Raw genomic sequence first — 14,430 nt, forward strand, 5'->3', positions numbered from 1 at the left:
GTTGCCGTTTGCAGTGGCACTGTACTTAGCTGTTGTTGGGCTCTAATAAGAATAGCAATTTTGGTGGGTTTATTGCACGTAAGATATTTGTAATTAGACGATTAATAATTTTAAGTGTAATCTAAGCTTAAACTATTTATAAAGCTGCCCGCAGATAATTTTGGTTAGTTGTAAGTGGTTCAGTCAATTACACCGCTAGCCACTCGAGCTAGGGGCAAGCTAGTGCACAGCTTTGCTGAAAGCAGATTCGGTTGGCTGCCGCCGCGCCAAGGCATATACACCGGCTGCCAGACCAGCAGCAAATGCAGCGCCCAGCCAAGCGGCCAGGTTAGGTTTGCTGCTGCCCCAGCCGCCCTCTATGTCGGTGCCGTGGGGTACGGCGGCCGGGGCCAGCAGGCTGCCCGCCGTTACGGGGGCGGGCTTGGCTTGCTTGAGGTAGAGCTTGAAAACCCGTCCCATCATGGAGCGGGTAGCGCCGGGCGCTACAGCATAAGCATGGCGCATTACCGTGGCCGTCCAGCCCACCATGGTGGTATCGCGGGGGTGTTGGGCCAGCTCTACCAGCGCATCGGCCACTTTGTGGGGGCTAAACATCGGCGAAGCGGGCTTGATGAGCTTGCCCGTGTAGTTGGCGCCGTGCTGGAAACCGGGCGTATCCACGAAGGCCGGGTACACATCGCACACCCGGATGGAGGGCGTGTCGATCAGTTCGGCGCGCAACGATTCGCTCATTCCGCGCAAGCCAAACTTGCTGGCCGTGTAGGCTGCCGTAAACGGCATTGGCACCCAGGCACCTAGGGATATTACGTTGATAAGGATGCCGCCCTGCTGCCGCCGAAAGCGCGGCAACGCCGCGTAGGCCCCGTACAGGTACCCCAGCAAATTAAGGCGCAGCACCTGCTCGTGCGCCGCCAGCGGCACCTCGTCGAATGCGCCCACGGCCCCGCTGCCGGCGTTGTTGATCCACACAGCGATGCGCCCGCCAAAAGCCTCGGCCTGTTGGGCCAGGCGCTCCACGGCTTGCGCATCGGTGGTATCGGTGGGCACGGCCAGGGCTCGGCCGCCTAGGTGTTCGCACTCGGCCGCCACCTCGGCCAGCACGTGGGCCCGGCGGGCAGCCAGCACCAACCGAGCGCCGCAGCGCGCAAATGCCAGCGCGGCGGCGCGGCCAATGCCGCTGCTGGCACCCGTAATTACTACCGTTTGGCCTGCTAACGAATGCTTTGTCATGGCCCCTTGGCGCGTTTGGTGAGGTAGGTTTAACGCGCTGGGGGCGGTGTGGTTTGGGTGTTGGCGCAGCTGGGCAGGGGCACTTGATGCCTGAGGCCGGGCGTGGGTAAGCAGCGTCAGGTTTTGGGGTGATAAATGTCATGTGCGGCCTTGCCACGCCGGGGTAGCTTCGCCCCACACCAATGCCCCAACGGGCGCTTTTTATATGAGTTCAGCTACTGCTGCGGCCCTGCAAACGGGCAGCTTGCTTGGCGGCCGCCACACGGCCATCGGCGAAACCAAAGCCCAAGTACTAGTCGATAAACAGGGGCAGAAGGTCATTTTCAAAACCTTTCGGGCGGGCGAAACCATGCCTACCCACGACGCGCCCGTGGATGTGCTGGTAACCGTGCTGGCCGGCCGCTTGGTTATTACCGTGGAGGGCGCCGCGGCCGAGTTGGAGGCCGGCGACTACATCGTGTTTCCGGCGGGGGCGCGCCACTCGCTGCATTGCCTCCACGACGCCCGCATCCTGATTTACCGCTAATGCCGCCTGGCGCCCGGGGCGCCTAGGTGGTTTCGGCCCTGCGAGCTGCCTGGCCAGGCAGCTCGCAGGGCCGCGTTGCTACGTGCGCACGAGCACCTCGTCGATGAGGCCGTATTCTTTGGCTTCGTCGGCTCGGAGCCAGTAGTCGCGGTCGGAGTGGGTGTGGATTTGCTTGTAGGTTTGGCCGGTGTGCTTGGCCAAAATCTCGTACAGCTCGTGGCGCATTTTCAGGATTTCGCGGGCGGTGATTTCGATATCAGCCGACGGCCCCTGCACGCCGCCCGAGGGCTGGTGGATCATGACGCGGGCGTGGGGCAGGGCCGAGCGCTTGCTGGCTGCGCCGCCGGCCAGCAATACTGCCGACATAGAGGCGGCCAGGCCGGTGCAGATGGTGGCCACGTCGGGGCCCACGTACTGCATCGTGTCGTAGATGCCCAGGCCGGCGTACACCGAGCCGCCCGGCGAGTTGATGTAGAGCAGGATGTCCTTCTTCGCATCCACGGATTCGAGAAACAGCAACTGGGCAGTTAGCACGTTGGCGATTTGGTCGTCGACGGGCGTGCCCAGGAACACGATGCGGTCCATGATCAGGCGCGAGAACACGTCAATCTCGGCAAAGCGCGTGGGGCGCTCCTCAATCACCGAGCGCGTCATGTTCGTGACAAACGGCCTAGCCAAGCCCTCCATGTGCTGCAGGTATTGGTGGAGGTGTAGGCTGTTAAGGTGCTCATTTTTAACAGCGAAATGGGTGAATTCTTGCGAGTGAAGCATAGCGAAACACGTTGGTTGAAACCGGAAGCAGTACCCCACGCCAATGGCAACACTAAGCCGCCGCAAGCCAAAAGCTGCGGGCAAAGGGAGGTAGTCGGAAAAACGCGGGTGCCCTAGGTGGCCGTAGCCGGCCTGGCCCCTAGGACCGGGGCCGCAGCCGCGGCCAGCGGGGGAGCAGCTGCCGCAGGCGTGCCGCAGTATGGCGAAGCCAGCCCGCCGCTACCGGGCCGTATAGCTGCGCATGAATGGCGTCAAGCTCATGGCGCAGCTGCCGCCGGCCGGCCAACGCAATGCCGGCGTAGAGCTGCGCTTGGGCTTGGGCATCGGCTGCTAGGTCGGCGTCGAGGATCAAGAGTTGTTGCCACTCGGCCGGGCTGGTGGCGGCTGGGGCACCTAGCAATTGCTGCTCGATGCGGGCAAGGCGGGCAAGTTCGGGGCGCATGGCATCAGGCGGTTAGGGCGTGGGCAACGGCCTGGCGCACCGATTGGCGCAAGCGCTCCAAGCACTTAAACTTTTGCACCGTGGCCGAGCGCACGCTGCCGTATTGGTGGGCGGCGGCTATTTGCTCGAGCGGCTGCCGGAAGTAGTAAAACGCCAGCAAAATGCTCTTGCACCGCTCGCCCAAGCGCTCCACGTACTCGCGCACGGCCAGCGCGGGCTGCTCGTCGGCGGGCGCGGCGGCATCGGGTAGCTCGCCGTGCTCGTCGGCTAGGTGGGTAAGGGGCTCGCCGCGGCGGCGGGCCAGCTCGCGGCGCCACAGGTTGCGACTTACGGCCACGAGGTAAGTGCTGGCCGAGGCCGTAAGGTGCAGGGTGCCCGCTACGGCTTTTTCGTAAAACACCACCAAGGCATCCTGAAACACATCCTTCGCATCTGTCGCCGAGCCGCCGTGGCTTAGCACGTACTGCCGCACCACGGGGTAGGCGCGCCGGTACAGCTGCGCAAGCATGGCTTGCCGGTTGCGCAACAACGCGTGCCGAAGTTCGGCGGCGTCGGGCACGGCGGCTGGGTGGGGGTGGGGCAGTTGTTTCATCGGCTGGAAGTGGCGTCTGGCTATTAATCGTCGGGGGGGGCCAACTATCACCCCAGATGCTAAAAAAATAACCGCCGGGCAGGCCTTGCCTACATAACGCACGGTTGCGGCAGCGCGCTGCACCCCGCCCCAAAACGCAGCGAGGCACCCCTAAGGGTGCCTCGGCGAAAAACAAGCAGGAGCCGTTGGTTAGGGCTGTTTCACGAGCCAAGCCAATGCATCGGCTTCGTTGTCGAACATGCGGTAGGTGAGGGCGGCGGCCTTGGCCTCATGCATGATGTTGTTGACCGACAGGCGCGCAAACACATCGTTGGGCAGCAGCACGGCGCCGTAAATGGTGCGGCCTTGGCGCTCGGGCGCCAGCCAGTAATCCACAATCCACTGGCTTTCTTCGTCGGTAAACGGGGCCATCAGGCGTTGGTCGCCGAGCATTTTGTTCCAGTTACGCACCCGCATCAGCTGGCTGGTATGCGTGAGGAACGCTTGCAAGTGATGCAGCTTGCGCTTGCCCGGGTGGTAGAGCACTACGGCAAAACCCGCAGGGTGCTCGAGCACACGGCCCACGGGGTTTTCAAAGTACAACCGCAAGGCAGAATCTGTCATTCGAAATCAGAAGGAAGGATGGGTGACGGATACGCGGCAACGCTCCCGGGGCAGCTCCGCGCCCTGCGGGGCGGCGGGGGCTGGGCAGCACGCCGCGAAATTACAACATCCCCGGTGCCAAAATGCAACGCCGCCGACATTATCCTAGGTGCCTCAGAGCGAATCGTAATAAGCCAGCAGCTTGGCCACGTCGGCTTCGTCGGTCAGCTTCAGGCGCTGCTGCGCAACGTAGGCTTGCAGGGCGGGGGCGTGCGTTGGGCCCAGGGCCTCGAGCACCGAGCGGCCGCTCAGCCGCACCGGCGCGAGGGTGTTGTCGGGCAACTTAAGGTAGTACGCGCTCATGTCGTGCCAGGCGGCGCCGGTGGTGCCAGCGAGCGAGGGGGAGTTGCCGCGGTGAAACACCGCGCGGGTGCGGTGGCGCAGCAAAGCGGTGCGGCCGGCGTCGTAGCGCACGTCCCAGAACGTGGCGCGCAACGCCGGCTTGGGCGCCCGGATATTGGGGTACAGCCGGAAGGTGTACTGCTCGCCGCGGGCCGAGTCGCGGAGGGTAAATTCGGTTAGCTGCGCCAGCATTACCTCGGCCGAGTCGCCGGCCGGGCGACGCACCAGCAGCCGGTTTTGGGCCAGGTCGTACTTCAGCAGGGCGCGCCGCGGGCCGAGGCTGGTACTCACCACTTGGCCGCTTGCCCAGTGGGCAAACAAAAACGGACTGCCGGTGGTAGTCGACCGCGCGGCCGAGCCTTTGCCCTTGGCTAGCTGGCTGTCGATGATATCGGCGTTGGTGGGGGCGGTGAGGCCGGCGCGCGATTGGGCCAAAGCAGGAGCGCACGCCAGCGCAACAAGTACCAGGGGCAGAAATACACGGTTCATCGGTAGCCGGGTTTGTGGAGGCGAAGAAAGCAAGCGGGCACGGTTAAGGTAAAGAATATAAAAGTTTTTTAATATAGCGTCGATGCAACGCAGCGGGTGCTTTTTTCAGTAGCGCTGCGGTGTTGTTTGTGCGGTGCATTGCTGAAGCAACCCGCCAACGGCTTACCCATTTTTGCCACCGCAATGGTATTCTCCGATCAGGATTTAGCCCGCCGGCTCGAGCGCGCCGAGGGCCGCAGCAACGCCAGCTTTGTGGATGCCCGCGCGCAACTGTTCCCAACCAGCGGCGCCTGCTGGGTGGAGGTAGCCGGCGCGTATGCTATGTTCGACGGGCCCGATTCGCCGCTTACCCAAACCTTTGGCTTGGGCTTGTTTGGGCCCGTGGGCGACGCCGAGCTATCCAAGCTGGAGCGGTTTTTTGCCGAGCGCGGCGCCCCCGTGCACCACGAGGTAAGCCCCTTGGCCGATGGCAGTTTGCTAGCCCTGCTGCCTACGCGCGGCTACGTGCCCATCGAGTACACCAGCGTGCTGTACCGGCCGCTTGGGCCCGAGGCACCGGCCGCCAGCGCGCCAACCAACCCGCGGGTGCAAACCCGTGTGGTGCCGCACTCCGAAGCCGAGGCCTGGTCGCAAACCTTGGCCCAGGGCTGGAGCACCGAGATGGAAAATGCCGAAGCCTTTATGCGCGACTTTGGGCGCATTAATGCCCGCAGCGCAGGCTACGCAGCCTACCTAGCCGAGCTCGACGGCGCGCCCATTGCGGCCGGCGGTATGTACGTGCACAATGGCGTGGCGCTGCTGGCCGGTGCCAGTACCGTGCCGCAGGGCCGCCGCCAAGGCGGGCAACAGGCCTTGCTGCACGCCCGCCTGCGCGATGCCGCCTCGCAAGGCTGCACGCTGGCCCTGATGGGCGCCCTGCCGGGCAGCCAATCGCAGCGCAACGCCGAAAAGCACGGCTTCCGGATTGCGTACACCCGCATCAAGTGGCAGCTGATGCCACGGCCCTAGGTGCTGGCCTAGGTGTGCAGCGTGAGTACCGGCGGGGCGGCGTGCACGGCCACGCTTTCGGCTGTGTTGTTGTGCCACAGGTGGCTGAGCCCGGTGTGGGCGTGCGTGAGCATCACCACCAAATCGGCGTGGGCTTGCTCCACAAAGCGCGGTATGCCAATGCTCACCTTGGGCGCGTCAATTACGTCGGGCTCGTAGTGTTGCAGCTGGTGGCGGTGGGCAAAATCGTTGATGCGCGCCAGCACGGCCGCGTCGCGGTCGTGCGAGGGCACCACGTCGAGCAGGTGCAGGGTAGCCTCCGGGAAAGCCTGCTGAATTTGCCGCAGGTTGGGCACAACGCGGTCGGCCTCGGCCGAGAAGTCGGAAGCAAACACGATGTGCTGCACCTTGAAATCGGGAGCGGGCTGCTTTACGGTAAGCACCGGGCACGGGGCCGTCCGGATAAGCCGCTGCGAGGTGGTTTCGGTAAACATGCGCGTCCAGTCGTGCGGCTCCTCGGTGCCCATCACCACCAAATCGATGTTGCGCTCCTCGATAACCTCCAGGATGGCCTCATCGAGCGAGGACGTGTGAATGAGGTCTTGCACCTCCACGCCCTCCACGCGGCGCTGCGCCTCGGCAATCAGCTCGAACATGCGGTGCTTTACCACCTGCAGCAGCTTAATGGCATACAGGTCGTTGAGGCCGCCGCCGCCGGCCGGGCCACCCGACGAAACCACGCCGCCGCCCGTTGGCATATCCACCACGTGCAGCAAAGTGATGTGGCCTCCCGTGCGTTGCGCCAGTTGCAACGCCACCTCAAAAGCGTTGTGCGCTTTGGGCGTAAAGTCGGTAGGTACGAGGATGTTCTTCATGGGCCAACAGAAGGTTAAGAGGAAGTACCACCTCCGGAACGCCCACGCCGAGCGTGCTGGATTTCGTGTATAATATAGCTATTTGTTTGGATAATAAAATGGCCTGCGCGCAGCTCATCAAAATAAACTGCGCCTTTAGCCCTTGGCCGCACGCCAAGCCAGTTTGCCCTAGGTGGGCGGGGCAAGGTTGAAGGCAACGAGCCAGCCCCAAAAAAATAGGTGTTCAATTTCCGGTTGCAGGCCCCTAGGTGGCGCGGGTACTTTCGCCCAAAACCTCACCGACATGACCCCACCCAACGCCTTGCTTTTCCGGGAGCTGCACCACCAACCCGAGCCCCTGCTACTGCCCAACGCCTGGGATGCCCGCAGTGCTGCCACGTACCAAGAGATGGGCTTCGGGGCCGTTGGTACATCGAGCGCGGCCATTGCCAGCATGCTGGGCTACGCCGATGGCGAGCAGATGCCTTTTGCCGATTTGCGGTTTGTGGTAGCGCGCATTTGCCAGGCCGTGCAAGTGCCCGTTACGGTTGATGTGGAAGCCGGCTACAGCCGCCGCGCTGCCACGGTGTGCGCCAACGTAGCCCAACTCGCCGACCTAGGCGTGGTCGGCATCAACATCGAAGACTCGCTGGTAATCAATGGGCAGCGCCAACTGGTTCCCGCCGATGCCTTTGCCGAACTGCTGCACCAACTCAAAAACTACTTGGCTGCCCGCAGCCGCGCCGTATTCATCAACGCCCGCACCGATGCCTACCTGCTCGGCGCAGCCCAGTCACTACCCGAAATCCGCCTGCGGGCCCAAGCCTACGCGCAAGCCGGGGCCGATGGCTTGTTTGTGCCGGGCCTCACCGACCTAGGGCACATGCGCCAGCTAGCCGGCGCCACCGCCTTACCCCTGAACGTGATGTGCCTGCCCAACTTGCCCGGCTTCGGCGAGTTGCAGCAGGCCGGGGTGCGGCGCATCAGCATGGGCAACTTTGCCTTTGAGCACCTAGGGCGCGTGCATGCAGCGGCCATGGCTACGCTGCGCTCCGAAGAAAACTTTGCGACCTTGTTCCGATGATTGCCGACCCCGCGCTGACCCACGAGTACTACCGCGCCCTGATTGCCAAGGATGTAGCCTACGAGGGCACGTTTATCGCGGCCGTAAAAACCACCGGCATCTTTTGCAGGCCCACCTGCACGGCGCGCAAACCCAAGCCCGAAAACGTAGAGTTTTACGGCAGCACCAACGAAGCCTTGGTGTGCGGCTACCGGCCCTGCAAGGTGTGCACGCCCCTAAGCAAGCGCGGCGAAGCACCGGCCTGCATAGGCGAGCTGCTCGAGGAAATACACGCCCAGCCGGCAGCTAAAATCGACGACCGGGAACTGCGTGCCCGCGGACTCGAGCCCAGCATGTTGCGGCGTTGGTTTCTGAAGCACCACGGCCTCACGTTTCAAGCTTACCAACGCATGATGCGCATCAACACCGCGTTCAAAAAAATTCAGGAGGGGGAAACCGTTACGGCTGCCGCTTTCGATGCCGGGTACGAGTCGCTGAGCGGTTTTCAGGATTCGTTTAAGGCCGTGTTTGGCGTGGCGCCCTCCAATAGCCGCGCGCAGCGGGTTATCGATCTGCTGCGTTTCGAAACGCCCCTAGGCCCCATGATTGCCTGCGCGGTGGAGGAGGGGGTGTGCTTGCTTGAATTCACCGACCGCAAAATGCTGGAAACCGAACTCAAGGCCCTGACCAAGCTGCTAAACGCCTCCGTGGTGCAAGGGCCTAACCCGCACTTTCCGGTGTTACGGGCCGAACTCGAGGAGTACTTTGCGGGCCAGCGCCGCACCTTTTCGGTGCCGCTGTACGCGCCCGGCACGCCGTTTCAGCAGCGCGTGTGGGAGCAGCTCCAAACCATTGGTTACGGCAGCACACGCTCGTATCAGCAGCAGGCCAACGCTCTGGAGCAGCCCGGTGCGGTGCGGGCTGTGGCGGCAGCCAACGGCATGAACCGCATTTCCATTCTGATACCCTGCCACCGCGTAATTGGCGCCGATGGCAAGCTCACGGGCTACGGCGGGGGCTTGTGGCGCAAAAAGTGGTTGCTCGAGCTGGAGCGGCAAACTCCCCAACTCGCCTTGTAACTTGGCGGCCATGAACTACCGCACCATTCGCCCTGCCGATACCGAATACGGCGCTTACTACGCGCGCTACATTAGCCTGATTCCGGATGGCACCGACCCTTTGCAGCAGCTGCGCCACCAGCAAACCGAGCTGAAGCAGATGATTGGCTCGCTCTCCGACGAGCAAGCCCTGCTGCGCTACGCACCCGGCAAATGGAGCATCAAGGAAACCCTGCTGCACATCATCGATACCGAACGCATTTTTGCCTACCGCGCCCTGCGCGTAGGCCGCGGCGACAAGCAACCCTTGCCCGGTTTCGAGCAGGATGAATACGTGGTGACCTCCGGCGCCGATGCCCGCTCGCTGGCCAGCCTGCTAGCCGAGTACGATGCCGTGCGCGCCGCCACCCTCAGCTTGTTTGAGTCGTTTGGCCCCGAGGCCTACGAGCAGCAGGGCACGGCCAGCAACCAGCCCGTAACCACCCGCGCCCTGGCTTACATCACCGCCGGCCACGAGGCCCACCACCTGCTGCTGTGGCGCGAGCGGAGCCTGCCGCTGCTGCAAACGGCTCAGGCGTAGCACTCGGGTAAGCGGCCTAGCAGGCTCCAACTGGCAGCCACGCGGTTTAGCGGTTTAAGCTTCTTCACCACCTTCAGCCCGTCATGTCGAGCTCCGTCGAAACATCTCGCGTGCTGACGCCGGATAGCCTACATTCCCCCCCTCTCTTTGGAGAGGGGCCGTGGCCCGCAGGGGGGCCTGTGAGGTCCCGGCGTGATAAGGTCCTTCGGCTGGCGCCTCAGGATGACCATACCATCCGGCGAGATGTGTCGACGGGGCTCAGCATGACTTTCAAGCGAAGCGGCAGCAACGTTTGGCTACGCCTGTATGAGGTTCGGCAAGCGGCCGGCCGGATGGGCACGAATGCCTGCTTGCTTTGAACAACCTTTGAACAACCTAGGGTAACCGCTCGGCCAGGTACAAGTAGGGCAAAAACAGGTGATGCGCGAAAATGCGCTTGGGGTCGTCGGGGAAGCGGCGGTGGTACTCGGCTGTGGGCTGCAGCACCACGGGCCGGCCGGTGCGCACGTAGTTGTTGCTGGCGTAGTACGTGCCCGGCTGGTACTCGGGCAGGGTTTTGCGCACTTCGCGCGAGGCAAACGTGCCTAGGTAACGCTGGTAGTTACGCTGCGCTTTGCGTGTGGGCTTATCGAGTTGCCGGTACACGTAACCCAGCGCCAGCCGCTTAGGCAGGCTTTGCTTACGAATGATGCCGCGGGCGCCCACAAACGGGTTGGTGGGGTTGAAATCGGTGAGGGTTTGGATGGAAATGGGCGTTTCGGGTACCCAGTCGGCGGCGTTTACCACGTTGAAGCCCCAACCGCCGTTGGGGCCGTAAGTCTGGGCTTCGTACTCGTAGGCGTAGTGCAGGTTGCCGGGTTTAGGAGCGGCGCTGCAGTAGGTTTTCAGGCGCACATCGGCGGGCAGCTCGCCGCGGCTTTGCAGGTTGCGCAAGTGCGAGGTGAGCAGGTAGGCAATGGCCCCGCCTTGGCTGTGCCCGAGCACCACCACATCCTGTGTGCCGCGGCGGTAGCACGAGTCGATTTTACTTGCAATGTCATCGGCAAGCGAGGCCATGCCCAACAGCCAGCCCGCGTGCACGGCCGCTTGCGGATGCTGCGCCAGCTCGTACCGAAACGTGCGCTCCTTGCTCAGGCGCAGCTCGCCTTTGGCCGGCAGCATGGCCGCGTAAAAATTCTCGAGCCAGCTGGTGTTGTTTTGGGTGGTGCCGCGCAGGCTAACCACCACCGTGCCCCGGCCGTTGCTCCACAAATCCCAGCGGTTGTCGAGGCCCACCACGGGCGAGCGGTACACCCGCCGAAACTGCTTGGGCGCTGCCACCCCTGCGTAGAAAACCGAGTCGCCGGCCTGCCTCGACGATACCCGCAGCAGCTCAATGTATTCGGCTTTATCAAACCCCGGTTGCAAGCGCTGCGCAAGGGTGGCAGGGCCAGTTAGGGCAAGCAGGCAGCACACGAGCGGAAGCATGCATTTCATGTGGCACAAGCGTAGTGGCGTGATGCACTGAATACCCGCAGCACAGCAAGTAGGTTTGCTGGCGTTTGCCTGGGCTAAATACCAAGCACAACAGCAAATAGGCGATGTGCATTCTGCAACCGCTTATCGATCAGCCTGCTTTATCAAATGTTAGCTTATTGGCCTGACTGGCTAAGCACCCGTTGCCGTAAATGAATCCTGAGCAGCCACCGTGTGTTCCCGACATTGCGGCGCCAAACCCAGGGCTGCTGCTTTTCCTTCCCGATTTTCTGTATGTCAGCAAATACGTTTTCCATCGATCAGGCCACGTTCGAAAACTCCCTGGTAGAGGAGCTGCGCGGCGAGGCCACCCTCGACAACCGCCCGCGCCAGGTGCCCGGTTTCGCCTACTCGCGCGTGCAGCCCACGCCCGTACCCGATCCGCACCTGCTGGCCTGGTCCGATGACCTGGCCCGGTACCTAGGGCTCGAGAAGCCCGCTGAGCGCGGCCCCGCGGCGGAGGTGCTGGCCGGCAACCGCGTTACCGAAAGCATGAAGCCTTTTGCCGCCCGCTACGGCGGCCACCAGTTTGGCAGTTGGGCGGGGCAGTTGGGCGATGGGCGCGCCATTTCGCTGGGCGAGCTGCGCGCAACCGACGGCAGCCCCTGGGAAATTCAGCTGAAAGGCGCGGGCATGACGCCGTACTCGCGCCGCGCCGATGGCCGCGCCGTGCTGCGCTCCTCCTTGCGCGAGTATTTGTGCAGCGAGGCCATGCACTACCTAGGCGTGCCCACCACCCGCGCCCTTAGCCTGGTAGGCACCGGCGCCAAAGTGGTGCGCGACATGTTCTACAACGGCAATCCGCAGGAGGAGCCCGGCGCCATTGTGGCCCGCGTAGCGCCTACGTTTGTGCGCTTTGGCAACTTCCAGATTTTTGCTGCCAACGGCGAGATGGACAACCTGCGCGAACTGGCCGATTACGTCATTCGTCGGTACTACCCCGAACTGGGCGAGCCGTCGGCGGAGGTGTACCTGCGCTGGTTTGCCGAGGTGAGCCGCCGCACCGCCGTGATGGTTGCGCACTGGATGTCGGTGGGCTTTGTGCACGGCGTGATGAACACCGATAACATGTCCATCCTGGGCCTCACCATCGACTACGGCCCTTACGGCTGGCTCGAGCCCTACGAGCCCGACTGGACGCCCAACACCACCGACTTCAGCTACCGCCGGTATGCCTTCGGCCAGCAGCCGCAAGTTGCCCTCTGGAACCTCGTGCAGCTGGCCCGCGCCATTGCTCCCCTCGTTGCCGACCCCGAGCAGCTGCGCCCCGGCCTCGACCTGTACGGCACGACCCTGGCCGAAACCATGCAGGCCATGATGCTGCGCAAGCTCGGCCTCACAACTTACGAAACCGCCGACGACCAGCAGCTGATTGAGGACATGCACCAGGTTTTGGTTGACGGCGTGATGGACATGACGCTGTTCTTCCGCAACCTTTCGCACTTAGCACCGCAGTTGCTGCTCGATGCTGCGAACGAAGAAGCACAGCTATTGGCGTTCATTGAAGCCAACTCCTACGCCCAACCCGGTTATGCCGGGCACACCGTGCTGGTGCAGTGGTTGCAGCGCTACTTGCAACGCTTGCGCCAGGAGTCGGCTACACCCGAGGCCATTCGCGAAAGCATGTTGGCGGCCAACCCCAAGTACGTGCTGCGCAACTACCTGGCGCAAAAGGCTATCGAAGCTGCCGAAACCGGTGACCTATCGGTGCTGAACCGTTTGATGGAAGTGCTGAAGACGCCCTACGCCGAGCAGCCCGAGCACGACGACCTGGCCGCCATGCGCCCCGATTGGGCAGCCTCCAAGCCCGGCTGCGCTACGCTTTCGTGCAGTTCTTAGGGCATCGTTCCCGCCGCTGTCATTGCGAGCAAAGCGAAGCAATCGGTCCTGAGCAGGATACGCCCTTTCACCCAGTACCAACCGAAAACCCATCAAGCGACAAAACCGCACCGCCCGAATCCTGCAGTCAGGATTCGGGCGGTGCGGTTTTAGGGTGCTGCTAGGTGAATAGTGGTGCCCTGCCCAGGACCGATTGCTTCGTCGTGCCTCCTCGCAATGACAGCGTGGGGAAGGGTTGTGCCTAGCCCAAAATCGATTGACGCCGCTCGATGCGCAGAATGTCCTTCGTCCTCGCAATGACAGCGGCCGAACGGTCGGTGCCAAGCTCCGCCGTTGCCACCCATTGCCGCCCGATTTCGTTATCAACAGAGAAGCTTGCTGCCTATTGGCCCTGCAACCAGTGCAGTTACCTAGGGAGCAAGCATCGGCCACCAAACACCAGGAGCATGATAGCAGAGGAGCGTAAACCCCAAACCACTTACGATATAGCCCAAATCATGGGCGGCCTGTACGGCGACGGCATTATTGGCCTGAAGGGTGCATTCAGCCGTGAGTGGGCGCAGCAGCTAGGCGAGGACATTGCCGTGCTGTACGAAGCGGCCCTGAAGCGACCGGGTGGCGCCGTTGGCCGCGGGCCAAAGCGCCACTACGTCGAAATTCACCCCGAAGGCATTCGGGGCTTCGTGGAGCTGTGTACCCACCCGTGGGTGGTAGCCGTGTGCGAAGCGGTGCTCGGCCCCGGGTACAAAATCGTGGAAATAGGGTTCGATGTGCCCAATCCAGGTGCCGTGCCCCAGCCCTGGCACCGCGACTTCCCGGCACCCGACGACACCCTTGTGGGCCGGCGGCTGAACTCGCTGGCTTTCAACCTCACCACGGTTGATGTAACTGAAGAAATGGGCCCGTTTGAGGTAGCACCCGGCACGCAGTGGGATTTGCCCGAGGGTTTTGAGCACGGCATGTTTCCGCCGAAGTCGCTGTACCCTCGCTACGAGCGAAAAGCTCAGCAAAAAATGCCGCAGATGGGCGACATCTCGGCCCGCTCGGCACTAACCATTCACCGCGGCACAGCCAACACTTCTGATATTCCGCGGCCGGCGTTGGTGCTCGGCGTAGATGCCCCCACCGCCAACAACGCCGAGCGCCACGATTTGCAGGTAACGCGCGCCTACTACGAAGCCCTGCCCGAAAGCTTGCGTCAGCACCTGACCTGCCGCGTAGTGGATAAGCTCGAGCCCATCGTCCAAGCGCATACCATCGAAGGGCTAATGATGGGCGAAGCCTGAGGCGTGCCGCCTAGGTCGAGCACGATGCTGCTGAACTACGCACTCCTGTCATCCTGAGCAAAGCGAAGGACCTTATCACGCCAGAATGATCAACAGCCCTCATGTCGAGCTTGGCGAGACATCTCGCCGGATAGTAATTACTACCTAGCATCAGCACGCGAGACGTCTCGGCTGCGCTCGACATGACGTTCGGTGACTAGGTCGTTCTGACGTG

15 protein-coding genes are annotated in these 14,430 nt (G+C 62.8%); 7 read left to right on the plus strand and 8 right to left on the minus strand.

Annotated elements, in window-relative coordinates:
- Positions 1-219: 219 nt before the first annotated feature.
- Positions 220-1,230 carry an SDR family oxidoreductase gene (locus tag D3Y59_RS02570; protein ID WP_119443625.1) on the minus strand — a complete coding sequence of 337 codons (1,011 nt, stop codon included), beginning with the start codon at positions 1,228-1,230 and terminating at the stop codon, positions 220-222.
- A gap of 205 nt (positions 1,231-1,435) precedes the next feature.
- Here D3Y59_RS02570 and D3Y59_RS02575 point away from each other — a divergent pair, with 205 nt between their 5' ends.
- Positions 1,436-1,756: a cupin domain-containing protein gene (locus D3Y59_RS02575; RefSeq protein ID WP_119443626.1), complete on the plus strand. Its 321-nt coding sequence runs from the start codon at positions 1,436-1,438 to the stop codon at positions 1,754-1,756.
- 78 nt (positions 1,757-1,834) lie between these two features.
- Here D3Y59_RS02575 and D3Y59_RS02580 read toward each other — a convergent pair whose 3' ends face one another.
- From D3Y59_RS02580 to D3Y59_RS02600, 5 genes are all read right to left on the minus strand, one after another.
- The gene (locus tag D3Y59_RS02580) at positions 1,835-2,527 is read right to left on the minus strand and encodes a ClpP family protease (RefSeq protein WP_119443627.1); all 693 of its coding nucleotides are present in this window, start codon (positions 2,525-2,527) and stop codon (positions 1,835-1,837) included.
- Positions 2,528-2,666: 139 nt separating this feature from the next.
- Complete coding sequence (locus D3Y59_RS02585) at positions 2,667-2,969, minus strand: hypothetical protein (RefSeq protein WP_119443628.1); 303 nt, start codon at positions 2,967-2,969, stop codon at positions 2,667-2,669.
- Between the two features lie 4 nt (positions 2,970-2,973).
- Complete coding sequence (locus D3Y59_RS02590; RefSeq protein ID WP_119443629.1) at positions 2,974-3,561, minus strand: RNA polymerase sigma factor; 588 nt, start codon at positions 3,559-3,561, stop codon at positions 2,974-2,976.
- A gap of 189 nt (positions 3,562-3,750) precedes the next feature.
- Positions 3,751-4,164 (minus strand): hypothetical protein, encoded by a 414-nt coding sequence (locus D3Y59_RS02595; RefSeq protein WP_162910492.1) that lies wholly within the window; start codon positions 4,162-4,164, stop codon positions 3,751-3,753.
- Positions 4,165-4,317: 153 nt separating this feature from the next.
- Entirely contained in the window at positions 4,318-5,034 is a 717-nt protein-coding gene (locus tag D3Y59_RS02600) for a hypothetical protein (RefSeq protein ID WP_119443631.1), read from the minus strand.
- Between the two features lie 183 nt (positions 5,035-5,217).
- Between D3Y59_RS02600 and D3Y59_RS02605 the strand changes: the two genes are divergently transcribed.
- Positions 5,218-6,042 (plus strand): GNAT family N-acetyltransferase, encoded by an 825-nt coding sequence (locus D3Y59_RS02605; protein WP_119446288.1) that lies wholly within the window; start codon positions 5,218-5,220, stop codon positions 6,040-6,042.
- Positions 6,043-6,050: 8 nt separating this feature from the next.
- Here D3Y59_RS02605 and D3Y59_RS02610 read toward each other — a convergent pair whose 3' ends face one another.
- Complete coding sequence (locus D3Y59_RS02610) at positions 6,051-6,896, minus strand: universal stress protein (RefSeq protein WP_119443632.1); 846 nt, start codon at positions 6,894-6,896, stop codon at positions 6,051-6,053.
- Between the two features lie 283 nt (positions 6,897-7,179).
- Here D3Y59_RS02610 and D3Y59_RS02615 point away from each other — a divergent pair, with 283 nt between their 5' ends.
- From D3Y59_RS02615 to D3Y59_RS02625, 3 genes are read left to right on the plus strand one after another with little or no spacing between them, the layout of a single operon-like run.
- Positions 7,180-7,959 (plus strand): isocitrate lyase/PEP mutase family protein, encoded by a 780-nt coding sequence (locus tag D3Y59_RS02615; protein ID WP_205590866.1) that lies wholly within the window; start codon positions 7,180-7,182, stop codon positions 7,957-7,959.
- Positions 7,956-9,017: a bifunctional transcriptional activator/DNA repair enzyme AdaA gene (locus tag D3Y59_RS18770; protein ID WP_119443633.1), complete on the plus strand. Its 1,062-nt coding sequence runs from the start codon at positions 7,956-7,958 to the stop codon at positions 9,015-9,017. Before D3Y59_RS02615 ends, D3Y59_RS18770 begins: the two co-directional genes overlap by 4 nt.
- Before the next feature lie 10 nt (positions 9,018-9,027).
- Positions 9,028-9,576 (plus strand): DinB family protein, encoded by a 549-nt coding sequence (locus D3Y59_RS02625; RefSeq protein ID WP_119443634.1) that lies wholly within the window; start codon positions 9,028-9,030, stop codon positions 9,574-9,576.
- Positions 9,577-9,951: 375 nt separating this feature from the next.
- Here D3Y59_RS02625 and D3Y59_RS02630 read toward each other — a convergent pair whose 3' ends face one another.
- Positions 9,952-11,052 (minus strand): lipase family protein, encoded by a 1,101-nt coding sequence (locus D3Y59_RS02630; protein ID WP_119443635.1) that lies wholly within the window; start codon positions 11,050-11,052, stop codon positions 9,952-9,954.
- A 273-nt stretch (positions 11,053-11,325) separates the two neighbouring features.
- Here D3Y59_RS02630 and D3Y59_RS02635 point away from each other — a divergent pair, with 273 nt between their 5' ends.
- Positions 11,326-12,930, plus strand: coding sequence for a protein adenylyltransferase SelO (locus D3Y59_RS02635; protein WP_119443636.1), 1,605 nt, complete (start codon positions 11,326-11,328; stop codon positions 12,928-12,930).
- Between the two features lie 446 nt (positions 12,931-13,376).
- Positions 13,377-14,216 carry a phytanoyl-CoA dioxygenase family protein gene (locus D3Y59_RS02640; RefSeq protein WP_119443637.1) on the plus strand — a complete coding sequence of 280 codons (840 nt, stop codon included), beginning with the start codon at positions 13,377-13,379 and terminating at the stop codon, positions 14,214-14,216.
- Positions 14,217-14,430: the final 214 nt, after the last annotated feature.

Origin of the sequence: Hymenobacter oligotrophus, assembly GCF_003574965.1 — a bacterium.
In the GTDB taxonomy this organism is placed as follows: Bacteria; Bacteroidota; Bacteroidia; order Cytophagales; family Hymenobacteraceae; genus Solirubrum; species Solirubrum oligotrophum.